Annotated in this window: 19 protein-coding genes and 3 pseudogenes; 8 read left to right on the forward strand and 14 right to left on the reverse strand. The window is 71.0% G+C overall.

From position 1 onward, the window contains the following. Positions 1-16: 16 nt before the first annotated feature. Positions 17-409, reverse strand: coding sequence for a nitroreductase/quinone reductase family protein (locus AB0N14_RS30445; protein ID WP_366028911.1), 393 nt, complete (start codon positions 407-409; stop codon positions 17-19). 106 nt (positions 410-515) lie between these two features. Continuing rightward, the gene (locus AB0N14_RS30450; RefSeq protein WP_366028912.1) at positions 516-2,042 is read right to left on the reverse strand and encodes a CehA/McbA family metallohydrolase; all 1,527 of its coding nucleotides are present in this window, start codon (positions 2,040-2,042) and stop codon (positions 516-518) included. 224 nt (positions 2,043-2,266) lie between these two features. Between AB0N14_RS30450 and AB0N14_RS30455 the strand changes: the two genes are divergently transcribed. Next, positions 2,267-4,855, forward strand: coding sequence for a bifunctional FO biosynthesis protein CofGH (locus tag AB0N14_RS30455; protein ID WP_366028913.1), 2,589 nt, complete (start codon positions 2,267-2,269; stop codon positions 4,853-4,855). Between the two features lie 43 nt (positions 4,856-4,898). On the opposite strand, the gene AB0N14_RS30460 is transcribed toward AB0N14_RS30455, so the two are convergent. Then, positions 4,899-5,411, reverse strand: a complete 513-nt coding sequence (locus AB0N14_RS30460) for a DUF2165 domain-containing protein (RefSeq protein ID WP_366028914.1) — start codon at positions 5,409-5,411, stop codon at positions 4,899-4,901. 159 nt (positions 5,412-5,570) lie between these two features. Between AB0N14_RS30460 and AB0N14_RS30465 the strand changes: the two genes are divergently transcribed. Continuing rightward, a complete protein-coding gene (locus AB0N14_RS30465) occupies positions 5,571-6,686 on the forward strand; it encodes an ADP-ribosylglycohydrolase family protein (RefSeq protein ID WP_366028915.1) in 1,116 nt (371 codons plus the stop codon). Between the two features lie 70 nt (positions 6,687-6,756). On the opposite strand, the gene AB0N14_RS30470 is transcribed toward AB0N14_RS30465, so the two are convergent. Both AB0N14_RS30470 and AB0N14_RS30475 read right to left on the reverse strand, forming a co-directional pair. Next, positions 6,757-8,307 (reverse strand): sodium:solute symporter family protein, encoded by a 1,551-nt coding sequence (locus tag AB0N14_RS30470; protein ID WP_366028916.1) that lies wholly within the window; start codon positions 8,305-8,307, stop codon positions 6,757-6,759. A 190-nt stretch (positions 8,308-8,497) separates the two neighbouring features. Further along, a pseudogene (locus tag AB0N14_RS30475) lies at positions 8,498-9,279 on the reverse strand (SDR family oxidoreductase). Positions 9,280-9,374: 95 nt separating this feature from the next. Between AB0N14_RS30475 and AB0N14_RS30480 the strand changes: the two are divergent. Further along, positions 9,375-10,204, forward strand: a pseudogene (locus AB0N14_RS30480) (hypothetical protein); the annotation flags it as partial. A gap of 87 nt (positions 10,205-10,291) precedes the next feature. On the opposite strand, the gene AB0N14_RS30485 reads toward AB0N14_RS30480, so the two are convergent. The 3 genes from AB0N14_RS30485 to AB0N14_RS30495 all read right to left on the reverse strand — a co-directional run bounded on the left by AB0N14_RS30485 (position 10,292) and on the right by AB0N14_RS30495 (position 12,726). Then, positions 10,292-10,480, reverse strand: a complete 189-nt coding sequence (locus AB0N14_RS30485) for a DUF397 domain-containing protein (protein WP_366028963.1) — start codon at positions 10,478-10,480, stop codon at positions 10,292-10,294. Positions 10,481-10,706: 226 nt separating this feature from the next. Beyond that, positions 10,707-11,564 carry a helix-turn-helix transcriptional regulator gene (locus AB0N14_RS30490; RefSeq protein ID WP_366028917.1) on the reverse strand — a complete coding sequence of 286 codons (858 nt, stop codon included), beginning with the start codon at positions 11,562-11,564 and terminating at the stop codon, positions 10,707-10,709. Between the two features lie 427 nt (positions 11,565-11,991). Further along, the gene (locus AB0N14_RS30495; RefSeq protein ID WP_366028918.1) at positions 11,992-12,726 is read right to left on the reverse strand and encodes a GPP34 family phosphoprotein; all 735 of its coding nucleotides are present in this window, start codon (positions 12,724-12,726) and stop codon (positions 11,992-11,994) included. Between the two features lie 198 nt (positions 12,727-12,924). On the opposite strand from AB0N14_RS30495, the gene AB0N14_RS30500 reads away from it, so the two are divergent. After that, entirely contained in the window at positions 12,925-15,360 is a 2,436-nt protein-coding gene (locus AB0N14_RS30500; protein WP_366028919.1) for a D-alanyl-D-alanine carboxypeptidase, read from the forward strand. A gap of 468 nt (positions 15,361-15,828) precedes the next feature. Further along, complete coding sequence (locus AB0N14_RS30505; RefSeq protein WP_366028964.1) at positions 15,829-17,574, forward strand: MFS transporter; 1,746 nt, start codon at positions 15,829-15,831, stop codon at positions 17,572-17,574. Positions 17,575-17,690: 116 nt separating this feature from the next. Here the strand turns inward: AB0N14_RS30505 and AB0N14_RS30510 are convergent, their stop codons facing one another. Together AB0N14_RS30510 and AB0N14_RS30515 are read right to left on the reverse strand one after the other, a co-directional pair. After that, positions 17,691-18,203: a glutathione peroxidase gene (locus tag AB0N14_RS30510; protein ID WP_366028920.1), complete on the reverse strand. Its 513-nt coding sequence runs from the start codon at positions 18,201-18,203 to the stop codon at positions 17,691-17,693. A 45-nt stretch (positions 18,204-18,248) separates the two neighbouring features. Further along, positions 18,249-19,217, reverse strand: a complete 969-nt coding sequence (locus AB0N14_RS30515; RefSeq protein ID WP_366028921.1) for a winged helix-turn-helix domain-containing protein — start codon at positions 19,215-19,217, stop codon at positions 18,249-18,251. A 92-nt stretch (positions 19,218-19,309) separates the two neighbouring features. On the opposite strand from AB0N14_RS30515, the gene AB0N14_RS30520 reads away from it, so the two are divergent. Further along, the gene (locus AB0N14_RS30520; protein WP_366028922.1) at positions 19,310-20,545 is read left to right on the forward strand and encodes an MFS transporter; all 1,236 of its coding nucleotides are present in this window, start codon (positions 19,310-19,312) and stop codon (positions 20,543-20,545) included. Here AB0N14_RS30520 and AB0N14_RS30525 read toward each other — a convergent pair. The 3 genes from AB0N14_RS30525 to AB0N14_RS30535 all read right to left on the reverse strand — a co-directional run bounded on the left by AB0N14_RS30525 (position 20,490) and on the right by AB0N14_RS30535 (position 22,343). Then, positions 20,490-20,672, reverse strand: a complete 183-nt coding sequence (locus tag AB0N14_RS30525) for a DUF397 domain-containing protein (protein ID WP_366028923.1) — start codon at positions 20,670-20,672, stop codon at positions 20,490-20,492. The two genes, AB0N14_RS30520 and AB0N14_RS30525, sit on opposite strands and share 56 nt — an antisense overlap. Next, entirely contained in the window at positions 20,669-21,454 is a 786-nt protein-coding gene (locus tag AB0N14_RS30530; protein ID WP_366028924.1) for a helix-turn-helix transcriptional regulator, read from the reverse strand. The genes AB0N14_RS30525 and AB0N14_RS30530 overlap by 4 nt, the downstream gene beginning before the upstream one ends. A 217-nt stretch (positions 21,455-21,671) precedes the next feature. Beyond that, positions 21,672-22,343, reverse strand: coding sequence for a nucleotidyl transferase AbiEii/AbiGii toxin family protein (locus tag AB0N14_RS30535; protein ID WP_366028925.1), 672 nt, complete (start codon positions 22,341-22,343; stop codon positions 21,672-21,674). A gap of 491 nt (positions 22,344-22,834) precedes the next feature. Between AB0N14_RS30535 and AB0N14_RS30540 the strand changes: the two genes are divergently transcribed. Further along, complete coding sequence (locus tag AB0N14_RS30540) at positions 22,835-23,332, forward strand: SigE family RNA polymerase sigma factor (protein WP_366028926.1); 498 nt, start codon at positions 22,835-22,837, stop codon at positions 23,330-23,332. Positions 23,333-23,408: 76 nt separating this feature from the next. Then, a complete protein-coding gene (locus tag AB0N14_RS30545) occupies positions 23,409-24,695 on the forward strand; it encodes a hypothetical protein (protein ID WP_366028927.1) in 1,287 nt (428 codons plus the stop codon). A 98-nt stretch (positions 24,696-24,793) separates the two neighbouring features. Here AB0N14_RS30545 and AB0N14_RS30550 read toward each other — a convergent pair. Then, positions 24,794-25,826: pseudogene (locus AB0N14_RS30550) on the reverse strand (LacI family DNA-binding transcriptional regulator). Between the last annotated feature and the right edge of the window lie 53 nt (positions 25,827-25,879).

The following is a 25,879-nucleotide window of genomic DNA, read 5'->3' on the forward strand; positions in this document are numbered from 1 at the left end:
ATCCGAACGAGAGGCCCTAGCCGTCCAGGTCCACCCGGACCGTGAGCAGCTGCGCCCCGAGGGCCCGTACCGCCATGCTGTTCATGCGCGGCAGTTGCTTCAGGCGGGCCCGGGGGTCGTCGTCCGGGAGCAGGTGGGCCGTGCCCGTGTGCCAGCGGCCCAGGATGCGCACCCGGACGCGTGGATTCGCCTGGATGTTGCGGACGTACTGGGACTTCTCGCCGTATTCCGACACCAGCCAGAAGGAGCTCCCGATGCGGCGGCCGCCCACCGGGGTCTGGCGCGGCAGCCCGGACGCGCGGCCTGTCGTCTCCAGGACCGTCTGGAGGGGCAGGCGGCGCAGCACCGGGTTCATCCGGCGCTGGAACGCCGTGACGGCACGGTACTTACGGTCGACGAAGTCCGACATCGTCCCTCGCTCTCCTTGACGGCGGGCCAGTGCTGGGCACTCCGCGCAGTCTCGCAGACCGGGGACCGGGGCGCGCGGAGAACAGTCGCGCGCCCCGCGGATGCCTCTACGCCCCGCCCAGGAAGATCGGGTTGGTGAACGCGGCCAGCGCCCCCGGCACCGGGCCCGCCGCCGCCTCGTGCCGCAGCTCGGCGCGGACGTAGGCCGCGTAGGCCGGTGTCGTGCGCCATTCGGCCGTGCCCGAGCCGGTCACCGGCAGCGGGTCGCTCGTGAACAGCACGCCCTGGTCGGTGACGAAGCGGACCGTGCAGCGCGGTGCGCCCCGAACCTCCAGGCGGACCGTGACCGGGGTGTCGCGGTCCACCCCCAGGCGTTCGCCGATGCCCGCGTGCTCGCCGCGGCTGCCCGAGGCGGTGAAGGTCAGGGAGAGGTTCTTCGACTCGGCGACGTACGAGCGGCCCGCGCGGATGCCCTCCTGGACGGCCTCGCGGGTCAGGTCGTCGGCGAGGACCACCGTCTGAGGGCTGCCCACCGCGTCCGGGTCGCGGTGCGCGTCGCTGTTGCCCATCGCCGGCAGCCACCGGCCGTGGCCCTCCCGGACCGACGCCACCAGCGTGTTGTCCCACTCGGCGAGCGTCACCTCGTCGTCCGGGGTGTAGGGGCCGTTCCACACCTCCACCGCGTCCGCCTCGCCGAAGCCGAACTTCCAGCCGCAGCCGACGCAGGTGGCGTGCGGATGCGCCGGCACGACCAGGCCGCCCGCGCGGCGGATCTGCTGGGCGAAGCGGGCCCAGCGGTTGTCGCGGGCCCGGTAGCGCCAGTCGATGAACGTGCCCGGGTCGGTGCCCAGCGCCACCACGTGGCCGTTGCGGGTCGTCACCTCCTCGCCCGTCATGATCAGCAGGTCGTCGCCCGCCTGGCCGGCCCAGTGGGCGTGCGAGGAGTGCGTGTTGTGGTCGGAGCTGTTGATGAAGTCCAGGCCGGCCGCCCGGGCCAGCGCCGCGATCTCGGCGGGCGTGCGGCGGCCGTCGGAGTACCAGGAGTGCAGATGGCAGTCCCCGCGGTACCAGGCGCGGCCCCGGCCCTTGGCCCGGGACGGCGGGTACACGGGCTTCGGGGTCTCGCTCTGCGCGCCGTGGGTGAGCGTGATCGTGACCTCGTACGTCAGGCCCTGAGGCGCCACCGTGTACGGGCCCAGCACGATGTGCCAGGTGCCGGGGCGGATGCGGCCCGGGATGTAGCCGGGGGTCGCGTCGTCCGCGCGGACGAAGAACTCGCTGCGCGCGCCGCCGGACCAGCCGCGGAAGCCCTTGCCGCCCAGCTCGGTGCCGCGCTCGTCGAAGATGCCGATGTCCAGGCCGTTGCCCTGGGTGCCGGCCGGGACGGACGGCTTGTCGTAGGTGTAGGCGACGTGGATCTCACGGACGCCCTCGGGGACGTCGACGGGCAGGTACACGAAGTCGGGGGAGCCGGTGGGCAGCGTGCCGCGCACCGTCCTCGTCTCCTGGTTGTCGGCCGCCTCGGCGGCGGGGCCCTCGGAGAAGCTCACGGGTCCCAACGTAAGCGCGGCGGCCGCACCCGTCACGAACAGTGCGCGTCTTCCCATGCCGGTGCCGTGGTCGTCCTCGCACATGCTGCTGCTCCCGATGTGTCGGATGACAGGGGTGGTGCAGGGATGGCGCACACCACTGTGGTGTTCACCCGTGAACTCCGGTGCACGGAAAGCCGATCGGCAGCCAGGTGCCGGCGTAACAGCGGATGGACACGGCAACCAGTGACACCCTGTAACGGGCGATCCGCCCCACCGACGGACGTACGCCCGGTATGACCTGATCAACGCATACGTATGCTCGAGGGATGACGACTTCCGCGACCTCCGGAACCGGCCCCACCGAGAACTCCATGCGTCGCGCCCTCAAACGCGCCCGAGACGGTGTCGCGCTCGACGTCACCGAAGCCGCGGTGCTGCTCCAGGCCCGCGGCGCGCACCTCGACGACCTCGCCGCGTCCGCCGCCCGGGTGCGCGACGCGGGCCTCGAGGCCGCGGGCCGGCCCGGCGTCATCACGTACTCGAAGAGCGTCTTCATCCCCCTGACCCGCCTGTGCCGCGACAAGTGCCACTACTGCACCTTCGTCACCGTGCCGGGCAAGCTGCGCCGCGCCGGACACGGGATGTTCATGTCCCCGGACGAGGTCCTCGACATCGCCCGCAAGGGCGCCGCCCTGGGCTGCAAGGAGGCCCTGATCACCCTCGGCGACAAGCCGGAGGACCGCTGGCCCGAGGCGCGCGAGTGGCTGGACGCGCACGGCTACGACGACACGATCGCCTACGTACGGGCCGTCTCGATCCGGATCCTGGAGGAGACGGGCCTGCTGCCGCACCTCAACCCCGGTGTGATGTCCTGGACCGACTTCCAGCGGCTCAAGCCGGTCGCCCCGTCGATGGGCATGATGCTGGAGACGACGGCGACCCGGCTGTGGTCGGAGCCGGGCGGCCCGCACTACGGATCCCCCGACAAGGAACCGGCGGTCCGCCTGCGGGTGCTGGAGGACGCCGGCCGCTCCTCCGTCCCCTTCACCTCCGGCCTCCTCATCGGCATCGGCGAGACCTACGAGGAGCGCGCCGAGTCGCTGTTCGCGCTGCGGAAGGTGTCCCGCGCCTACCACGGCATCCAGGAGCTGATCATCCAGAACTTCCGCGCAAAGCCGGACACGGCGATGCGCGGGATGCCCGACGCCGAACTGGACGAGCTGGTCGCGGCGGTGGCCGTGGCCCGGCACATCATGGGCCCCTCCGCCTGTCTGCAGGCACCGCCGAATCTGGTCGACGGGGAGTACGAGCGGCTCATCGGCGCCGGCATCGACGACTGGGGCGGGGTGTCGCCGCTGACCATCGACCATGTGAACCCCGAACGGCCCTGGCCGCAGATCGAGCGGCTGCGGGAGCGTTCCGCGGCGACGGGCTTCGCTCTGCGGGAACGCCTGTGCGTGTACCCGGAGTTCGTCCGACGCGGGGAGCCCTGGCTGGACCCGCGGCTGCGCCCCCACGTGGCGGCGCTGGCGGACCCGGAGACGGGCCTGGCGCGTGAGGACGCGGTGGTCGAGGGACACCCCTGGCAGGAGCCCGAGAAGGTGTTCGTCGCGGCCGGACGCACCGACCTGCACCGCACGATCGACAGTGACGGCCGTACGGGCGACCGGCGGGACGACTTCGACGAGGTGTACGGAGACTGGGAGGTGCTGCGGGAGGCGGCGGCGCCCGGTATGGCACCGCAGCGGATCGACGCCGACGTACGGGCGGCGCTGCGCACGGCGGCCGACGACCCGACGCGGCTCACGGACGACGAGGCGCTGGCGCTGCTGCACGCGGACGGCCCGGCGCTGGACGCGCTGTGCCGCATCGCGGACGACGTGCGCAGGTCGGCGGTCGGCGACGACGTGACGTACATCGTCACCCGGAACATCAACTTCACGAACGTCTGCTACACCGGCTGCCGCTTCTGCGCGTTCGCGCAGCGCCGCACGGACGCGGACGCCTACACGCTCTCCCTGGAGCAGGTCGCGGACCGCGCCCAGCAGGCCTGGGACGTGGGCGCGGTCGAGGTGTGCATGCAGGGCGGCATCCACCCGGACCTGCCCGGGACGGCGTACTTCGACATCGCGAAGGCGGTGAAGTCCCGCGTCCCCGGCATGCATGTGCACGCCTTCTCCCCGATGGAGGTGGTCAACGGGGCGACCCGCACCGGCATGTCGATCCGGGAGTGGCTGACGGCGGCGAAGGAAGCGGGCCTGGACACGATCCCCGGCACGGCGGCGGAGATCCTGGACGACGAGGTCCGCTGGGTCCTGACGAAGGGCAAGCTGCCCACGGCGACCTGGATCGAGGTCGTCACGACGGCGCACGAACTGGGCATCCGCTCCTCGTCGACGATGATGTACGGCCACGTCGACCAGCCCCGCCACTGGCTGGGCCATCTGCGCACCCTCGCCGGCATCCAGCAGCGGACGGGCGGCTTCACGGAGTTCGTCACCCTGCCCTTCATCCACACCAACGCTCCGGTGTACCTGGCCGGCATCTCCCGTCCCGGCCCGACGATGCGGGACAACCGCGCGGTCACGGCGATGGCACGCCTCCTGCTGCACCCCCACATCCCCAACATCCAGACAAGCTGGGTCAAACTGGGTACGGAGGGTGCGGCGGAGATGCTTCGCTCCGGCGCGAACGACCTGGGCGGCACCCTGATGGAGGAGACGATCTCCCGCATGGCGGGCTCGTCCTACGGCTCGTACAAGTCGATCAGGGAACTGATCGCGGTCGCGGAGGCGGCGGGCCGCCCGGCCAGGCCGCGCACGACGGTCTACGGCGAGGTCCCGGAGGAGCGGCAGCGGGCGGCGGCGGCATCCGACGGGCATCTGCCGGAGTTGCTGCCGGTGCTGGAGAACTGAGCGCCCCGGCACGTCACCTGCCGGGGGCCTCGCCGAGGACCGCTCAGCCCTCGTCCCGCGCCGCCCCCGGCAGGTGCGTCACCAGCAGCACCACCCCGGTCAGGACGATGACCCGGACGGCCGCGTCCAGGCCGTTCCAGGTCTTGGACTGCCACATCGCGAACCACTCGCCGCCTATCGCGACGAACCCGGCGCCGAAGAGCAGCAGGAGCATCAGCAGGCCGATGTCCGAGAACCACCGGGCGCGCGGGTGGTGGCGGGCCCACAGGTAGGTCGCGGCGATCAGGATCAGGGCGGCGGCCGTCTCCCAGACGATGATCGCCACGTACGCGGCGTCCTCCCAGGCGTGCGAGGTGATGGCGCGCCACATCAGGTCGTCGTCCTTGAAGGTGGTGTCCATCGCGAGGACGTGCCGGACGAACTGCTGGTTGGTGCCGAAGTCGGTGACGTTCCCGAACGCGACGAGCGCGATGTAGAGGGCGACCGTGCCGGTGAGGAGGGTCGCGGCGAGGGGGAGCGCGGACCGGGTGTGGGGGCTTCTCGTTGTTTCGGCCATGATCCAACTATGGAGACGGCTTTCGGCCGCTCACAGAGGATTTTCGGGCGGTCACGGAAGTGTGGTGTGCATGACGTCCCGCAGCCCTGAGCCGCGCGCTCCCGCTCGATTACAGTGCTGCGCGTCTGAGGTGCGTGCGGTGCCGTGAGGAGGCCTGGGGTGGGTGCGACAGCCGGTGCCGTCTGGGGGCGCGCCGAGCAGCAGGACTTCCGCAGCCGGGTGCGCGGCACGCTGCTCGGTGTGGCCGTCGCCGACGCCCTGGGCGCGCCGGTCGACGGGCTCACCCTGGAGGAGATCCGGCAGGCCCACGGGCCGCAGGGGCTGACGGACCTGGCGTTCGGGCACGGCCGGCGTGGCGCGATCACGCACCGCACGCAGCTCACCCTGTTCTCCGTGGACGGGCTCATCCGCGCCCAGGTCCGCCGTGACACGGGTGCCTGGCATCCGCCGACCGATCTGCACCGGGCGTATCTGCGCTGGGCGGCCACCCAGCGGGACTGGGGCCCCGACGAGCGGCGCAAGGAGGACGGCTGGCTGGCCCGCGAGGAGTGGCTGTACGCCCGGCGCTCGCCTGCCCGGGCCTGTCTGCTCGGCCTCGGCGACGACACGATGGGCACGCTGGACGCGCCGAAGAACCCGGGCGATCAGGGGCCCGAGGCCGCGGCGCGCTCCGCGCCGTTCGGGCTGCTCGTCGGGTGGGAGCCGCAACTCGTGCTGCAACTGGCGATCGAGTGCGCGGCGCAGACGCACGGGCACCCCACGGCGTACCTCACCGCGGGCGCGTACGCCGTGATCCTGCACGCGCTGGCGCGCGGGGAGGGCCCCGACGCGGGCGTGCAGCGGGCCCTGGCGCTGCTCGCCCCCCGGCCGGGGCAGCAGCAGGTCGCGGACGCCTTGCAGCACGCTTTGGGGGCGGTACGGCAGGGCATGCCGACACCCGACCGGATCGAGGAGCTGGCCGGGGACGGTACGGCGGCCGGGGTGCTGGCGGTCGCCGTGTACTGCACCGTGGTGGGGGAGGACGTCCGGCACGCGCTGTGCCTCGCCGTGAACCAGGGGGGTCCCTCAGGGGCGGCGGGGGCCCTGACCGGTGGCCTGCTGGGGGCGCTGCACGGCGAGACGGCCCTCCCGCCGGCCTGGCTGGCCGAGCTGGAGGGCCGTCCCACGATGCTGGTCCTGGCGGACGACTTCGCGATGGAGATGACGCAGGGCGCCGCGCTGCACAGCCCCACGGGGTCCGCGCCGGGGTGGCTGGAGCGGTACCCCCGGGCGTAGGGCGCTGTTGCGCCGGCCACCGCCCAGGGGCTCCGCCTCCGGACCCCCGTCGGACGCGGCGTCCTCGTGCTCAGACCCCGGACGGGCTGGCAGTACCCGGAGTCGGCACCGTCACCGTCGCCCCGTCGTCGTCGGTGTTGATCTTCTCGATGATCGCGTCCCGCTCCGGCGTGTCCTCCGGCTTCACCAGGCCGATCAGGACGTACAGGACCAGCGAGACCACCATCGGCAGGGCCACCTGGTACTCCACCTTCACGTTCGTACGCTGGGAGAAGTCCAGGTTGTAGTTGACGAAGAAGAAGGCCAGCAGACCCGCCGCCCAGCTGACGAGCGCCGCCGTCGGTCCCGACTTACGGAACGGCCGCAGCAGGCCGAGGATGAACGGGATCGCGATCGGGCCCATCAGGCCGGCCACCCACTTGATGACGACCGTGATGATGTCCTTGAAGGTGGGCGAGTTGACCTGCGTCGCCACCGCCATCGACAGGCCGAGGAACGCGACCGTCGTCACGCGGCCCGCGATCAGGCCCGTCCGCGTGTTCCACGAGCGCGCCGCCCTCGACAGCACCGGCACCACGTCCCGCGTGAACACGGCCGCGATCGCGTTCGCGTCGGAGGAGCACATGGCCATCGTGTGCGAGAAGAAGCCCACGACGACCAGGCCCAGCAGCCCGTGCGGCAGCAACTGTTCGGTCATCAGGCCGTACGCGTCCGAGCCGTCCGGCTTCTTCGCGGTGACCAGGAGCGGGGAGAGCCACATCGGGATGAAGAGGATGACGGGCCAGACGAACCACAGGCCCGCCGACAGCAGAGCGGACCGCGTCGCCTCCTTGGCGCTGCCCGTCGCCATGTAGCGCTGGGCCTGGTTCCACATGCCGCCGTTGTACTCGAACAGCTTGATGAACAGGTAGGAGATGAAGAAGACCGTCATGTACGGGCCCGCGAACCCGTGCCCGTGACCGTCCAGCTTCGGCGAGTCCAGCGCCTTGGACAGACCGCCCTGCTCCGAGATCTTGTGCAGCGCGATGACGAGCATGGCCACACCCGCCAGCAACTGGATGACGAACTGGCCCAGTTCGGTCAGCGCGTCCGCCCACAGACCGCCGATCGTGCAGTACACCGCCGTGATCCCACCGGTGATGATGATGCCCTGGGTGATCGTGACCCCGGTGAAGACGCTCAGCAGCGTGGCGATCGCCGCCCACTTCGCGCCCACGTCCACGATCTTCAGCAGGATGCCGGACCAGGCAAGCGCCTGCTGCGTGGGCACGTTGTAGCGATCCTTCAGATACTCCAGCGGCGAGGCCACGCGCAGCCGTGAGCGCAGCCGGTTCAGGCGCGGCGCGAACAGCTTGGCGCCGATCAGCACGCCGATGGCGATGGGCAGGGCCCAGGTGACGTAGGAGGTGATGCCGTAGGTGTAGGCGATGCCGGCGTATCCCGTGAACATCACCGCGCTGTAGCCGGACATGTGGTGCGAGATGCCGGACAGCCACCACGGCATCCTGCCGCCCGCGGTGAAGAAGTCGCTGACGTCGTCCACGCGTTTGTGGGACCAGACGCCGATCGCGGTCATCACGCCGAAGTACGCGACCAGGACGGCCCAGTCGAACCCGTTCATGTGCCCCTCCCTCCCTGCCGAACTGCCCGCTCATGGTGGGTTCCGGCGCATGAGCACGACAACCGGCGTACTGGTCAAGGGAAGGTAAAATCGTTCGGTTGGCTGAGAGCCGTTCATGTACGTGGCTACCAAGGGCTGTTTCCGGCCGAGTGCGCACATGTCCGTTCAGGCGGCTGCCCGAAGCCGCGGGTCATCGCATCAGCTCACCCGCGTTCACCAGCGGGGACCGGCCCGTGATCGCACGCGCCCGGTCGGAGGCCAGGAACACCGCGGCGTCCGCCACGTCGCCGTCGGTGGCCGGGTCGGGCAGCGCCATGCGGTCGGTGAGGCGCTTTCTCACCTCCGCCTCCGGTACGCCCTCGGTGTGGGCGGTGGAGTGCACGTACGCCTCGACGGGCGGACCCCACATCCAGCCGGAGGGCCGTGTCGACCCGGATCCGGTACGGGCCGAGCTCCCGCGCCAGTGAGTACATCGCGCTGGTCAGCGCCCCCCTCGACGCCGCGTACGCCGCCTGCCGCACCTGGGAGGGCGCGGCCACCGACGACTGGGTGCCGATGAAGACGACCGAGCCGCCGCAGGTCCTGAGCGCCGGCAGGCACGCCCGAGTCATCCGCGGCGTCCCCAGCAGGTTCACGTCGATGACCGACTGCCAGGTGGCGAAATCCGCGTCCTGAAGGCCGCCGAAGTGGCTGTCCCAGGCCGCGACGTGGACCACGGCGTCGATCCTCCCGAACCGCTCCACCGCCAGCGCCGCGAGCGCCTCGCACTGCGCCTCGTCGGTGATGTCGGTCGCCCGGTACGCCGTGTGCGCGCCGTCCGGGTCGAGCGCGGCGGCGGTCTTGGCGAGGTGCGCCTCCGTACGCGCCCCGAGCACGGCGTTGCCGCCGTCGCGCACGACGGCCGCGGCGACTTGCTGGCCGAGCCCGGCGCGACCCCGACACGACGACGGTCCTGCCCTGGAGCAGCGACATGGGGGCCCTCCCGGCTCCGGCTCTGGCGGTTTACCTGACGGGACGTCAGAGTATGGGCGACCGGTCGAGGACGGAAGGGAAAAGGGGGAAGCGGCATGAGGGAAGGCAGCGAGGGCGGCGAGGACACGCGCGGCGAGGTGTACGCGGAGCCGGCCGCCGTGGGTCCCTACGGCGTCCGCCCGGGCCATGCGCTGATCACCATGGTGGAACCGCAACCGCTGGTACGAGGACGACCACTACTACGCCGGCGCGATGGCCATGCCGTGGATGTACGCCGGCTGCCGCTGGGTCGCCACCCGCGATCTCCAACTCCTGCGCTACCCCGGGAAGTCGGCGGTCGCGCGGCCGGTGACGGCGGGCTGCCATCTGTCGACGTACTGGATCACGGACGGCCGCTACGGCGACCACATGCGCCGGACGGTCGCCATCAACAAGCGTCTCAACCGTGACGCACGCGTCTACCAGGACCGTACCCACGTCTTCACGGCGTTCCAGGACCATGAGACGACGGTGTACCGGGACGGCGCGGCCGGACCGCGCGACGTTCACGCGCTGGACCACCCGTACGCGGGCCTGGTCCTGCAGGTGGTCGACGCGGACGGCCCCGACCGGCGCCGGCCTGCTGGAGTGGCTGCGCGCCCGGCATCTGCCGCGGCGCCTGGCGGGCTCCCCGACGGCCATGGTGACCGTCTTCCGCCCGACGCCGCTGCCGGGCGACCGAATGACCTATGTGAAGCAGGTGGAGGGCGTGGACACGCGCCTGACCCTGCTGTGGTTCCTGGAGGAGGATCCCCGGGAGTGCTGGGAGGAACACGTCACGGGACTGGACGGGGTGGTCACGGAAAGCGGGCTGGGCAGAGTGGAGTTGGTGGCCCCGTTCATTCCCACGGTGCCGGGGACGGACCGGTACGTGGATCGGCTCCGCTTCGGGCCGGAAGGATACAGCCCCCTCGGCCGGGACGGCGGGCCAGTCGAGAGGGCTCTGTCGTGGGCGTGGTGGGGCCGCTCGGCACTACTTGATCGACGCCACGAACGTGTTCCAGGCGTCGGCGGGGAAGGCCAGGACGGGCCCTTGGGTGACCTTCGAGTCCCGCACGAACAGTGCCGAAGGAAGGGGCGACTTGACCTCGACGCAGGCGCCGTTTCCGGCCGAGTACGACGACTTGGTCCACGTTGCCGTGGCCCCCTGAAGAACAGCCATGTTCACTCCGGTAGCGAGTTGCTGAGTTGCTGTGACCGCGTCGTGGGCCCCTCACGGGTTCCGCGATGCTAATCGCGCCAACTTGTTGACTGGTGGCGTGATCGACGCTACTCGGCAACATCCCTGTCCGGAGGAGCCGTTCACTCGACCGGGTGGCATATTCCAGTGGGGCCTTACGCCCGGATTATCCACGGGTGTAAGATCCGCTGCTCGCTGGCCCGTTGGCTCAGGAGGCGTAGCTCTTGGCCGCGTCCTCGATGAACTTGCGGGACTGTTCCACATTGAGCGCCTGCGCCCGCAGGTGCTCGTACATCACGGCGTACTTCTGCACGTCCTGCGCCTTCTCCAGGTACAGGTCGCTGGTGACGCCCTCGAGGTACACCACGCTCGAGTCGGCCGCGTCGGCGAACTCGAGGATCGCGTACTGGCCGTTGAGACCGGGATGCGCCCCCACCTCGAACGGCAGCACCTGCACGGTGACGTGCGGCAGCCGGGACATCTCCGCCAGGTGCTCCAACTGCTCCCGCATGACCAGGTTGTCGCCCACGCGCCGGCGCAGCGCCGCCTCGTCCAGCACCACCCACAGGCGGAGCGGGTTGTTCTCGGCGGAGATACGTTCCTGGCGGCGCATCCGCACCTGGACGCGCTTCTCGATGTCGGCCGGCGACGTCTCGGGCAGCGCGCCCTGGATCAGCGCCTCGGCGTACGCACGGGACTGCAGCAGGCCGGTGATGATCTGCGGCTCGTAGACGCGCAGCGACTCGGCGTCGGTCTCCAGGCCGATGTAGACGCTGTAGGGGATGTCCCCGAACGCGTGCCACCAGCCCTGTTGGCGGGAGTCACGGGCCATCTCCATCAGCGATTCGACGACACGCTGGTCCTCGACCTCGTAGACTCCGCACAGGTCCCGGACGTCACGCGGGCTGATGCTGCGGCGGCCGTTCTCCAGACGGCTGATCTTCGACTGTGACACCAGCAGTCGCTCGGCCACCTCTTCGGCGGTCATGCCCTTGAGTTCCCGGAGCCGGCGCAGTTCCTGGCCCAGCCGGCGTCGCCGGACGGTGGGATTGACATTCGACGCCACGGACGTGCACCTCCGGCTGTGTGCCTCTACTTTGCGTATCTGCTGCTGAGCAGATTGCCACCAAGGTGCTTCCTACCGCTGGGAAACCGCGGATATGCGGCGACCATGGGTCCCTTGGGTGGCCCTTGGCCCGAAGTGGGGCCCACGGCACCCCGAATATCGAACAGTTCGGCCCCCCTCGCACGGAATCCCGTACGCACCATGCCCCTTACCGCGTGAGTGGCGTACGCATGCGGCCGCGCGGGGCGGTGAGTCCGTGTCGTCGCGAAGGACGTACGGTCTTACCACCCCGCGCGGCCGGCGGCTCCCGAACGGTCTCGGGACTGCTTGCGGGCGCCGCACACTGCGGTCCCGCTGTCCTGCCGTACCGATTCCGCTGGTTCGGCAGGGGGCGTGCCGTGGTGCTCCCGGGCCGTGGCGGTTCGGCTCAGTGGGCCACGACGCGCGCCATGGATCCGTGACGCGGCTGCATCGGAACACCGCGGGCGGGTTCCGCCGCGGACCTGGCGCCGGCGGCCGGGTTGCGGCGCGGCTGTGCGCCCACGCCGTTCTGGACGTCCATCACGGCGTGGGCCACGAGGCCGCCCATGGGGTCGTGCCTGATCAGATCCCGCAGCCGGGAACGGGACGAGCGGCCCTCGTTGCCCGGATACAGGTGCTTGCCGAGACCGACCGCGTGGGCCAGTGCTGCGAGCGCCGCGGTCCGCGGGTCCGGCGGAACGCCGGTACGGATCGCGGAATCCAGCCGTGACCTGATCTCCCGGCTGATGGCCGTGTCCGTCGCCTGGTAGCGAGTCGTCGGCAGCACCCCGCACATCTGGCCTGGCACGGCCTGGACCATGCCGCACCGCTCCAGATGCGAGAGGTAGATCTGGCGGAGCCCGAGACGGGGCCCGCCGATCCAGTGGACGGCCCGCACGGGAGCGCCGCGCCTGCGCAGCAACTCCAACGCGCTGTCCAAAGTCGGATCTCCAGTCGGCCGTGGTACCACCACGGCGATACGATCCCCGTCTGGGGCTATCCGTCCGGCCAGCGCCAGCTCCACTAGCTGTGCTCCGGCCAGACCGAGGTCGAGCGACTGCGGCTGTGCAGTGGTACCCGTGGCCGGGTCCAGTGCCAGCAGCAGAAGCTCCTCCGGAAGTGTTCTGCGGCTCCTGCCCATCCATGCCTCCCCGCGTGGATGAGAGACAGGGTGACCCCTCTCACAATGGTCTGTCGAGGGTGCGTGACCGGAATGTAGTGGAACCGGTAGGTATGTCGTTCTCGTCTAGCGCAGGGGTCAATCCCTCACACAGGACACTGGTACATGGTTCGGGCAGCGGTGTCCGGGCGGCGGTTCACGGTTGGGCAAGGCGCGCACGTGGGTGCGCGGCGCACGGAGGAGGCATCGGTGGCGGGCGAGTCCCCCGACAGGTCGAAGCAGCAGGGGTCGTCGGCGGAAACGACGTCGGGGAGCGGGGCTCCGGTTCCGGGGCCGGCCAAGGCCGGACGCGATCCGAGGCTCGCGCTGACCGGCGAGAAGGTGCGGGTGGACCAGGCTACGACGGTGCTCTCGACCAAGTCGCTGCGTGGCGGCTCCGCCGGTACGGCTGTTGAGGAGGCCGGGGAGGGCACGGGTCCCGCGGACGCGGCGGACTCCGGTGCCGACGGGGTCGACAGCGAGGCGCGGGAGCGTGCGTCGCTGGCTTCTTGGGTACGGAGCGCTGAGGACGACGAGACCGAGGAGAGGGCTGAGGCGGAGCCCGAGGAGGCGTCGCCCGAGAAGCCGGAGGGCGGGTCTTCCGACGCCGACGCTTCCGAAGCGGAGCCGGAGGCCGAGGAAGCCGCCGAAGCGGGCGACGACACCGACGCCGGCACTGACGACACCGGCACCGACGCCGACGCCGGCACTGACGACACCGACACCGACACCGACACCGACACCGACGCTGACGACGTCGACGCTGCCGACGTCGAGCCTGCGGCCTCGGAAGCCAAGAACGAGCCTGAAGACTCCCCCAAGTCGGAAGAAGAGCAAGCAAAGCACGAAGAGCAGCAAGACGAAGAAGAGGCGGAACAAAGGGGCCTAGGGGAGGAAGGGGAGGATTCGGAAGGAGAGGGCGACTCCGACTCCGAGGACAAGAAGGACCCCGAACCCCCCGTAGACCAGCCCACCGCCGTCTTCAAGGCCGTACGGCCGCCCGCCGTCGACCAGCCCACCACCATGCTCAAGGCGGGCGACGCCAAGCCCTCCGACAAGTCCGGCCCCTCCTGGGCGGACAAGGCGGACAAGCCCGAGTCCGACGCCGAACGCACCAGCAAGTTCGTCCCGTTGAAGTCGCTGGACGAGCCCCGGCCCACCCCGGCCGAGCGTCCGCAGGCCGAGCGTCCGCAGGCCAAGCCCACGCAGGCCAAGTCCACGCAGTCGGCGTCCACGGAGTCGAAGCCCGCCGCGGGTCCCGCCGACGCGACCACCGCCATGCCCCAGGTCGGCCCCGAGCGCACCGCCCAGCAGCCGATCCCGCCCAAGCCGCCGCTGGATCTGCTCGCTGAGCTGACGAACACCCCGCCGCCCCCGGAGACCCCGGTCCGCACCGTTCTGCGGCGCATCAAGATCTGGTCGCCGCTGGTCGTCCTGCTGGTGATCATCTTTGCGATCGTGCAGGCGGTCCGTCCGCTGCCGACCCCGACCCTCGCACTGACGGCCGACGCGACGTACACCTTCAAGGGCGGGAAGCTCGACCTGCCCTGGCCGGGTCAGGGCCAGTCGGCCATAGAGGTCGAAGGCGTCGGCATGATCGGCACCGAAGGGCAGCAGAGCCCGAAGCCGATCGCGAGCGTCGCCAAGATCATGACGGCGTACGTCACGCTCCAGGAGCACCCGCTCAAGGGGAACCAGGGCGGCCCGACCATCACCGCCGACCAGCAGGCAGAGGACGACTCGAAGAAGGAGGACGAGTCGACGGCGGCCATGAAGAAGGGCCAGAAGTTCTCCGAGCGGCAGATGCTGCAGATGCTGATGATCCCGTCGGGGAACAACGTCGCGCGGCTGCTGGCCCGCTGGGACTCCGACAACAGCACCTTCGTCCGCAAGATGAACGCCGCCGCGAAGAAGCTCGGCATGACGCACACCACGTACACGGACCCGAGCGGCCTGGACAAGACGACCGTCAGCACGGCCGTCGACCAGCTGAAGCTGGCCGAGGCCGTCATGCAGAACGAGGTGTTCCGCAGCATCGTCGCGATGGCCAAGGCGGACGTCCCCGGCCTGGACAAGCCGATATACAACAACAACGACCTGCTGGTGAGGCAGGTCGGCGTGATCGGCCTGAAGACCGGCTCCTCCACCCCGGCCGGCGGCAACCTGGTGTGGGCGGCGACGAAGGTGGTCGACGGCAGGACGCGGACGATCTACGGCGCTGTCCTCAACCAGGACGCCCACACCGGCCGTGTCTGGGACAGCCTGCAACTCGCGCTGACCAACAGCCAGAAGCTCATCAACACCATCCAGCAGAGCCTGACCACCGCCACCGTGGTGAAGAAGGGCGACGTCGTCGGATACCTGGACGACCAGCTCGGCGGGAGGACGCCGGTGGTCGCCACCGAGACCCTGACGGCGGTCGGCTGGCCGGGTCTGAAGACGAAGCTGTCGATCGGTGACGACGGCACGGCGCCTCCGCACGAGGCGAAGGCCGGCAAGGTCGTCGGCGAGCTCACGGTCGGTGATGGCTCCAGCCACGCGGTGAAGGTCCCGGTGGCTCTCCAGAAGGACCTCGCCGAGCCGGGCTTCACCGACAAGCTGACCCGTCTGGGCTGAACCGGGTGCACCCGCACACAGTGGCACCCCGCAGCACCCCGCAGCACCCCGCCGCGGCCCCACCCCGGGGCCCCGTGGCGGGGTGCGTGCTAGCGTCACGAATCGGGACAGGTCGCCGGTCGCGGAGACGCGGCCGTGAAGCGGGAGCGAACGGGACGCGGCCGAGAGCGGAAGACAGGACACGGGGAGTGCCTTCAGGTGGCCACAGCTGAGCCGACACACGCCGACGACGCCGGCCGGGAACATCACCCGGACGGATCACCGGGACCGCGAATACCGCTGGGCGCACCCACCCCTGACCCACCGGTCCGACCGGCCCCTGAGGCCCCCGTCCACCAGGCCCCGGATCCGACGCCGACGGCCCCGACCCCGGCGCCCCCGGTTCCCGCAGCCCCGGCCACCGGCGCCGAGCCTCCCGTCCAGGACGCTCCGAAGCCCCCCGGGCGCCTCCGCGCCCTGGCCGCCCGTCTGGGTTCCTCCCGCGCGGCCGACCTGGCCCGCCGCCATCCCGCCCTCGCCGCCACGGCCCTCGCCGGAGTGCTGCACCTCATCTGGTTCTTCACGTTCGCGAACAGTGGCGGGGACCTCGCGGCGCAGGACGCGTGGGCGGAGTTCGTCGGCCGGCACCCCGACTCGGCGTACAACCTCGCCTGGTACGGGGGCATGCACCCGGTGTCGTACAGCGTCGTGTCGCCGTATCTGATGTCGGTCCTCGGCGTCCGTACGACGATGATGATCGCCGGGACGGCCTCGGCCGGCCTGCTGACGCTGATCCTCATCCGCAGCCGTACCGTCCGCGAGCCGTGGTGGCCGGCCCTCGCCGGGGTGTTCGGACTCCTCTGCAACGCCATCTCGGGCCGCGTCACATTCGGCCTCGGCATGGTGTTCGCGCTGGGCGCGACCGCGGCCGTGTTCTGCTGGCCGTACCGCTGGCGTCACAAACGCTGGGTGAAGGCGCTGTCCGCGGCGTCGCTGGCAGCGCTGGCCACGATGTCGTCCCCGGTGGCGGGCCTGTTCGTGGGCCTGGTCGCGGTGGCGCTGTTCCTGCAGAAGCGCCGCCCCGGTGCGTGGGCGCTGGGCCTGGCCCCCGCGGCCGTGGTGGCCCTGTCCGCATGGCTGTTCCCGTTCTCCGGCACGCAACCGATGACGTGGGCGTCGACGATCCTGCCCTTCCTCTTCGCGGTCCTGGTGTGGGTCGTGGTGCCCAAGGAGTGGAAGACGGTACGGATCACGGCGGCGGTGTACGCGCTGTCCGTCCTGCTGGTCTGGCTGATCAGCTCACAGATCGGTTCCAACATCACGCGCCTGGCGATGCTGTTCGCGGGGGTGGCGCTGGTCGCGGCGCTGCCGTTCACGGTGCCGCGCAGCCGGAAGTGGTACGCCATCGTGGTGGCGCTCACCGGTTTCGTCGTCTGGATCGGCGTCAAGACGGTGGACGACATCATCCACACCACACCGGCGGCGTCCTGGGCCCACGAGCTGGCGCCGCTGGTCCACCAGCTCCAGGTGGTCGGCGCGGAGAAGGGCCGCGTGGAGGTGGTCCCGGCGCGCTCGCACCGCGAGGCCTCCGCGCTGGCGCCGTACGTCAACCTGGCCCGCGGCTGGAACCGCCAGGCCGACATGGAACGCAACCCGCTCTTCTACGACGACAGTCTCAACTCCGCGAACTACCACGCCTGGCTGCAGCGCTGGGCCGTGCACTACGTGGTGCTGCCGAAGGGCGAGCCGGACGGCGACGGCGGCGAACGCGAACGTGAGCTCGTGCAGCGCGGCATGCCGTACCTGAAGCAGATCTGGGGCGACGCCAACTGGCAGCTGTTCGCGGTGACGGACCCGACCCCGCTGGCGGATCCGCCGGCGGTGGTCGACCGGGCGGAGCAGGGCGAGTTGACGATCCAGGTGAAGAAGGCGGGCCGCGTCCTCATCCGCGTCCCCTACTCGCCATGGCTGGGCCTGGTCGACACCCAGGGCAAGAGCGTGAAGCCCCCGCAGGAGACGGAAGCCTCGAAGCACCGCGCCAAGGGCACCCCGAAGACGTACGACAACGTCGACGGCTGCCTGATGGAAGCCCCCGAGGACATCTGGGGCGACAAGTGGACAGAACTCCTGGCCCCCCGCCCCGGCACCTACCACCTGGCGGCGCCGTATCAGCTACCGCGGGGGACCGCGTGCCCGGAGGAGCTGAAGGACAAGGCCCAGCCGTCCGGCGGCTGAGGGCGAGCCCGCCGGCCGGTGCGCGTGCCTGCGTCACCGGGCGCCGTTCGCCCGGTGACGCAGGACGCTCGTCCCTGCCCCAAGGGCAGGGTCAACCCCGGACTCAGGACCCCGGCCTACGCGAGCTGCCCCTCGATGGCCGCCACGACCTCGGCCGCCTCCGGCTCCGTCTGCGGCGAGAAGCGGGCGACGACCTTGCCGTCCTTCCCGATCAGGAACTTCTCGAAGTTCCAGCGGATGTCCCCGCTGTGCCCCTCGGCATCCGCGTGGCCGACCAGGCGCTCGTACAGCGGGTGCCGTCCCTCCCCGTTCACCTCGACCTTCTCCGTCATCGGGAAGGTCACGCCGTACGTCGCCGAGCAGAACTCCGCGATCTCCTCGGCACTGCCGGGCTCCTGCCCGAGGAACTGGTTGCAGGGCACCCCGAGCACGGTGAAGCCCAGCGGCGCGTACCGCTCCTGGAGCCGCTCCAGACCCGCGTACTGCGGCGTCAGCCCGCACTTGGAGGCCACGTTCACCACGAGGACGGCCTTGCCCGCGTACTGGGACAGGTCCGCGGAACCGCCCTGCAGCGCACCGATCTCGACATCGAGGACAGAGGCACCCGCACTGTTGTCAGTAGTCGTCATGGGCGGATGCTAACTCCGCCGCCCCGCCACCAGGTGATGCGCCCGTCACGCCCGCTGCGCTGTGACGAGCACCTCACCGGCGGCCGTACGCGAATACAGCACCGACCGTCCCGCACGCCGCCGCTCCACCAGCCGCCCGTCCAGCAGCACCTTGAGGTGACGCCCGACCGAGCCGAGCCCCTGCCCGGTCACGGCGACCAGCTGGCTGGTGCTCATCGGGGAGTCCAGCAGCACGAGCACCCGCGCCCGGGCGGGCCCCAGCAGCGCACCGAGACTCTCCGGGACCACCGAGCGCGCCCCGTCCGCCAGCACGCCCGCGCACGGATAGACGAGGGCGTACCGGTCGGGCTCCTCCCAGGACACCCAGCCGGCCCGCTGCGGGGTGACGGGCACGAAGACCAGCTCGGCCCCGGAGATCTCGCGCGGCGGGTACTCGTGGAGGTTGACCTGGAGCCGGTTCCCGCCGAGCCAGCGGGTCCGGCCCGGCCGCAGGGTGTCCAGCGCGGCCGCCCAGCCGCCCCGGCTCAGCTGCGCGGTCCGGGCGACGACATCCGCCTCCAGGACGCGCCGCCGCCGGTCCCAGTACGGCCGTACGGTCTGCGTCCACACGTAGCTGAGCAGGTCGGCCGCGCGTTCGGGCAGGTCGTCGCGGTCGAGGGCCGCCGGGAGCGGTCCGCGCAGGGATACGGTCAGGTGGGCTCGGGCGTCGGCGGGGGAGGCGGACCGCACGCGCTCCACGCCCTCCTCGAAGGTCTCCCCGTCCCTGGGCGTGGGCGTGAGGAAGTCGGCGATCCACTCCGGGCCGAGCCCGCTGCGGACGAGCAGCCCGGTGACGGGGTCGGCGGCCAACCGCGCCCGGTACGCGGGGAGGTGGGCGTCCAGCCAGGAGCGTTCCCCGGGGTGGGAGGCGGTACCGGCGTGCAGCAGCTTCAGAGCGGCGAACACCTCGGCGAGCGGCGAGAGCAGGAACCGACTGCCGGCGAGGGTGTCGGCGCTGACGTACCAGAGGCCCATGGGCGCCTTCACACTCGGGGTCGGCGGACGGGACGTTTCGCACGCACGCGAAACAATAACGACCGCCCCGGACCCCTGCCCACACTCCCCGCATGCGCAGCTATGCCGACCTCTTCCGCACACGGGAGTTCACCCCGCTGTTCCTGTCCTCCGCCTTCCAGACGGCCGCCTCGACGCTCGGCGGCCTGGCGCTCGGCACGCTGGTCTACCGGGCCACCGACTCGCCCCTGCTGTCCGCGGTGAGCATGTTCGGCCCGCAACTCGCCCAGGTCGTCGGCGCGACGACCCTGCTGTCGGCGGCCGACCGGCTGCCCCCGCGCGCGACGACGGCGGGCATCGCGAGCGCTTTCGCGGTCGGCACGGCGGCGATGGCGACGCCCGGGCTGCCGGTGGGGGCGATCTTCGCGCTGATCCTCCTCCTCGGCCTGATCCAGTCGCTCGGCGGTGGAGTCCGCTGGGGCCTGCTCAACGAGATCCTCGCCAAGGACGGCTATCTACTGGGCCGTTCGGCCTTCAACGTGGTGAACGGCCTGATGCAGATCACCGGTTACGCGACGGGCGGCCTCCTGCTGACGGTGCTGTCCCCGCGGACGACGCTGCTGACGGCGTCCGCGCTGTACCTGGCGGCCGCTGCGACGGCCCGCTTCGGCCTGACCCGCCGGGCGCCGCGCACCTCCGGCCGCCCCTCCGTCGCGCAGACCTGGCGCACGAACGCGCTGCTGTGGTCGTCACCGGAGCGTCGTACGACCTACCTCCTGCTGTGGATCCCCAACGGTCTGGTCGTGGGCTGCGAATCGCTCTACGTCTCCTACGCACCGGACCACGCGGGCGCCCTGTTCGCGTGCGCGGCGTTCGGCATGTTCGTCGGAGACGTGACGACGGGCCGCCTGCTCCCGTCCGCACTGCGCCGCCGCCTCGGCATCCCGTTCCTGCTGCTCCTCGCCACCCCGTACCTGCTGTTCGCCCTGCACCCCTCGGTGCCGGTGGCGGCGGCCTGCGCGGCCCTGGCATCGGTCGGCTTCGCCGCGAGCCTGATCCAGCAGGAGCACCTGATGACCCTGACCCCACCGGACCTGAGCGGCCACGCCCTCGGCCTGCACTCGGCGGGCATGCTCACGATGCAGGGGGTGAGCGCGACGCTGGCGGGCACGGTGGCTCAGCTGACGTCACCGGGCCCGGCGATGGCCTTGATGGCGGCGGCGTCTCTGTCGGTGACACTGGCACTGGCCGCGACCCGCCGCCGACGGCCCCCTTCCGTGCCGGAGGCCGAGGTCAGCCCCGCCGCGCGAGAAGGAGGAAGCCGGCCCAGGAGTCTCGGGGGACGGTGAGGGCGGGGCCTGCGGTTTGCTTGGAGTCGCGGATGTGGATGGCGTGGGGGGTGGGGGCGACCTCGAGGCAGTTCCCACCTTGCTCGGTGCTGTAGCTGGACTTGTCCCACTCCAACTGGGCAGTCATCGCTCTCCGAAGAAACGGTCCAACAGCCACAAGCCCTCGTGGGAGTTGAGGGCCTGCGTCCGCAGCATCGCATACTTGCGTTCGAGCAGGGACACCTCGTCGGGGTCGACGATCATCAAACCGTTTCGCTGTCCTTCGACGTAGGCGACTCGCTGGTGGTCAGGTGTTTCGATGAGCACGAACGGACCGGAGAGTCCTGCGTGGAACTCGCGTCCCACCGGCATGACTTGGAGCGTCACGCCTGGCGTGCCGGCCCACTCGCGCAGGCGCCGCACCTGCTCCACATACACCTCGTGCCGTCCCAGGCGGTCCATGAGTGTCACCTCGGAGACGATGAAGGTCGCAGTCGGTGGCACCTTTCGCTGAAGAATCTCCTGACGGTCCATTCGGGCCGCGACCCGCTGCTCGATCTCATCCTGGGTCAGCGCCGGGACCTCGTTGAGGAAGACCGCACGTGCGTACGCGGGAGTCTGCAGCAGGCCCGGCAACGCCTGGTTCTCGTACGACGACAGGGCCAGAGCCTCACGCTCGAGATCGATGAACTCCGCCGCCCACCGCGGAAACAGATCAACCTCGGGCATGTGGGCCACGGCGACCGCCAAAGCGCCTTTGGTGTCGCGCAGTTCATCCAGCACGTGGGCCAGATCTTCCTTCAGCATGCGTCGGCCCTGCTCGATGGACGCGATGGTCTCCTCGTCCACAAGTACCTCATGGGCGAGGGAGCGCTGCGTGTAGCCGGCCGCCTTCCGGAACGTGCCGAGGAGGCCGCCGACCATCTTCATGGCGGAGGCGTTCTTCCTGCGGCGTTCGCACCGATGCCCATGCTGTCGAACTCCCCCTGCATCCACGTACGTTCGCCGGATCCACGCTGCGCCCATAGTGGACACGAACCGTCACTGCCGCCATGCGAACGCCGTGACGTCAGCGGCGGTATGGGGTACTGAAGGGGCGCACGATGCTCATGCCGCGCTACCACTCGTTACGTGTGCGGGAGACGTGTCACTCGTCCTGTGGTGGCTCTCCCTCGACGAGGCGTTCCGCGATGTCGTCCGCCCATTGCTGGGCCCAGCGGCGGAGCTGGGCGATCGCGGTCTCATCGAGGCCGTACGCCGCGAACTGCGAGTCGTCGAGCCACTCCGCGCCGGTCAGGCGGGCCTGCAGATCCGTGAGGTCGAAGGTGTCACCCGCGTGGCGGCGGGCCAGTTCCTCGAGTTCCGGGTGGCTGAAGCGGTCGGAGGCGGCGTGGACGTCGATGAGGTCGCGGGCGAAACCGCGGTCGGCCAGGGCCCGTACCTTCATGCCGACGACGTCTTCGAGGGAGATGGTCAGCCCCAGTTCGGTGACCACCGGCGGATGCCAGAGCGCTTCCTTCAGCACCTGCAGCTCGCACTCCTCACCGGTGGACGGCTCGGTGACGCCCAGCCGCGCGGCGAGGGGGTCCGTCCCCAGTGGGCGCACGGTCCAGCCCAGTTCGTCCAGACCGGCTCTGACGGCGGATGCGATCTCCTCCATCGGGACGGCGCTCTCCGTGGCGACGTCCACGTCGCGGCTGGGCCGGTCCACCAGCCCATGTGCCCGCACCGCGTCCCCACCGGCGAGCACCAGGGGGTACGGCGCACCGACGGCGAGGACGTCGGCCAGCAGCCGGCGATGCGGTTCAGCGAGCTTCACGCAGTCTCAACCAGGGGCAGTTGGGGAGGGAACACCCTGATTATGTCCGTCATCCCAGCCGGGAATGCGTCGGCTCGAAGGCGTGGGCGTGTCCGGACTCGCCGCCCGCATGGGGTGTGCGACTCGCTCAGCGGCGCGAGAAGCAGCGTGATCCTCGACGGCTCTCCGGTATTCAGGTCGGGATCAGACCGCACCGGCGAGCGCGCCGACCTGTTGTCGGTCCTTGCCAAGCACCGGGCGTCACCTCCAAGACACCCGCTTGAGCCGTGCGCTCGGCCACCGCGGCCGAGCGCTCGGGACGGTCTGCGTCCGTCGAAGTCCTCCGGGGTGCGACTTCCGCACGGCCCGGATTTTCGCCAGGTCCCGCTCCGAGCCCGCGCGCCCCGGCACGGCCCTCGGCACAGCCGCGCCCCCGAATGCGGCCAGGCCCGTAACGCGCCACCACCCCCACCGCGTGTAAGAGGTGACGTCCGACCACGAAAGGACACACGGTGAGGGAAGCACCCGCGGACTACCTGGAGTTCGCAGCCGCCCGGAGCGGGCCTCTGTTCCGGACCGCCTGCCTGCTCGCGGGCGACTGGCACCTCGCCGAGGACCTGGTTCAGGAGACCCTCGCCAAGATGTACCGCTCCTGGCGGCGGATCAGCCGGGTGGACTCCCCGGTGGCCTACGCCGACACCGTGCTGGTGCGGACCTTCCTCTCCCAGCGCCGCCGCCGCAGCTCCACCGAGCGCCCCAGCGACCGCCTGCCCGACGCGGCCGGCCCGGCGCAGGACGCGGAGCTGCGCATGGCCCTGCTGGACGGCCTGGCCCGGATGACGGCCAAGGACCGTGCCGTGCTGGTGCTCCGCTACTGGGAGGACCGCTCGGTGGAGGAGACCGCACAGGTGCTCCAGCTGTCGCCGGGAGCCGTGCGCGCCCAGAGCATGCGGGCCTTGCAGCGGCTGCGCGCCCTGCTCGGCGATCAGCTGGCCGACCTGGCCGCATGACCAGCACGGCCCGGCGGCGCGCACTCCCCGCCCCGCCCCGGGTCCGAACGACGCCCCAGACGAACGGAGATCGCCCATGTCACTCAACGAGGACTTCGAGGAACGGCTGACGCGCGCCATGAGCCGCGCCACCAGCGAGTTCCCGCCCCACTCCGCCGACCTGGTGCGGCGTTCCGTCGCCCGGGGCCGGCGGATGCGGCTGATCCGCGCCACGCAGGTCGCCGCCGCGGCGGCCGCCTTCGCGGTGGTCGCCGCGGGCGGCACCCTGATGGTCACGGACACCTTCGGCAGCGGGGGCGGTGGCGCGCCCGAGCAGTTGAGGCCCGGCGGGCCCGTGCATTCCACCGAGCAGCCGCCGTCCCGGGCACCGTCGTCCATCAGCGGGGAGGAGATGGTTCGCACGCTGAAGAGCCTGCTGCCGCCCGGCGGCACCGTCTCCGCCGCCTCGGGCAGGGGTTCCGACGGGGGCGGTCCCGTCGTCTGGCCGACCGCCAAGCTCACCTACTCCACCGCCAACGGGTCCTCCGGCATCGACATCGCCGTCGCGCGGCTGGATTCCGGCGCCGCCGGCCGGCAGGGACAGGGCGGCTGCCTTCCGGTGGAGGTGCGCCCGTACGACAAGTGCACCACCCAGAAGCTCCCGGGCGGCGCGGTGCTCAACACCACCAAGTCGTTCACCTACCCCAGCAGCGACACCGGGCAGAAGCGCTGGTACGTGGTCCTCACCACCCGCGACGGGGCGCAGCTGACGGTGCAGGAGTTCGGCGGTGGCGGTGAGAAGGGCTCGGCCTCCGGGGCCGACCCTCTGCTGTCGATCGCCCAGCTGACCTCCATCGTGCGCAGCCCGGCCTGGAACAAGGCGATCGCCGCGTTGCCGGCGCCGGAGGAGGCCCCCTCCGCCACTCCCTCCACCGGCGACAAGCGGGTACCGGGCGCACGCTTGACCGAGGTGCTGAATTCACACCTGCCCCGGGGCGGGACCGTGTCCGACGTGAACGCCGATGACGCGCTGGTCCAGCTGGTCTACGACGACGGCCACGGGAAGAACATGGTGGAGGTCGACGTGCAGTACGACCAGACCAAAGACCTGGCCGGGCTCATGGGTTGCGCCGATGTCTCCGGTGAGTGCGAGGCCACCACTCTGGCCGACGGCACCAAGGTGAAGAAGGTCAAGGGCCACTCGGAGAAGGGCGGTTCGGCCGCGGTGTGGCTCGTCGACACCTTGCGGAAGGACGGTCGCCGAGTGGCTGTGCGGGAGGTCAACTCGTACGCCGAGAGCGCTCCGGTGACGCGACCGCAGCCGGCGCTGAGCATGGATCAGCTGGTGGCCGTCGCGCTCGACAGGCGGTTCTTCACCGGCTGAGCTCGGGTTCGGCTCCGGCACGCTTCTCGGGCACGGCTCTCCGGCGCAGCCCGGGCCCCTGGGCGCCTCCGTCAGCCTCCTCCGCCCCGCCGGGAGGGTCACGCCTCCCGCAACGCAGGGGCGGGACACTCGCCCGAGCCCCGGGCGATCAGCCGGGTGGCAACGGTGTCGGTGCGGGCGCGGGAGCGGTCGCCTTCGAGTCGTACCAGGGCGGTGGCCGCGGCCGCCCTGCCGATTTCTTCGGGGTCCTGGGCGACGACGGTGAGGGCCGGCTCCAGTGCCTCGGCGAGCGGCAGGTCGTCGAAGGCGACGACCGCCACGTCCTTCCGTTTGCCGCGGGAGAGTTCGGCGACGATCCCCAGGGCGGCGAAGTTGTTGCCCGCGAACAGAGCCGTGGGGGGGGCCCGCCAGGTCGAGCAGATGCGAGGTCGCGGTGGCGGCCGCCTGGGGGTCGTGGGCGCTGGTGACCAGGGCGCGGTCGTAGGCGAGGCCGGCTTCCTGCAGGGCCGAGCGGTATCCGGCCAGGCGTTCGCGGCGCGTGTACAGCTTGACGGGCAGGTCGCCGATGAAACCGATGCGCCGGTGGCCGTGGGCGATCAGATGGGCGACGCCCTCTTGGGCGCCCGCACGGTTGGAGCTGACGACGCTGTCCGTGGCCAGGCCCGCCCCCGGACGGTCGACGAAGACCACGGGCAGCCCCGCGGCACGGTGGGCCTTGAGGTGGGAGTGGTCGGCGCCGACGGACGGCACCACCATCAGGACGCTGACGCGGCGGGCGAGGAACTGGTCCGTCAACGCGTGCTCGCGGTCGGGATCGTCCGCGGAGGAACCCATCAGCAGGGTCAGACCGCGGTCGCGCACCGTGTCCTCTATGCCGCCGGCCACGGCCCCGAAGAACGGGTTGCCGAGGTCGGGGACGACCAGTCCGATGGTGGTGTCGGGTCCGCCGACCCGGATGTTGCGTGCCATGAGGTTCGGCTGGAAGCCGAGCCTGGCCACGGCGGCGAGCACCTGTGCCCTGGTCCGTTCCGAGACGGGTCCGTCCTCGTTGAGGACACGGGAGACCGTCTTGGCGCTGACGCCGACTTCTCGGGCGACGTCGGCCAGGGTGGGTCGGCGGTTCGCTGCCATGGAGGACCGTTCCGTGTGGGCTCGTCGGTTCCGGCCGCTCGGCCGGCCGGAAC

The sequence above is a fragment of the Streptomyces sp. NPDC051104 genome, assembly GCF_040682835.1.
Lineage (GTDB): Bacteria > Actinomycetota > Actinomycetes > Streptomycetales > Streptomycetaceae > Streptomyces > Streptomyces cynarae.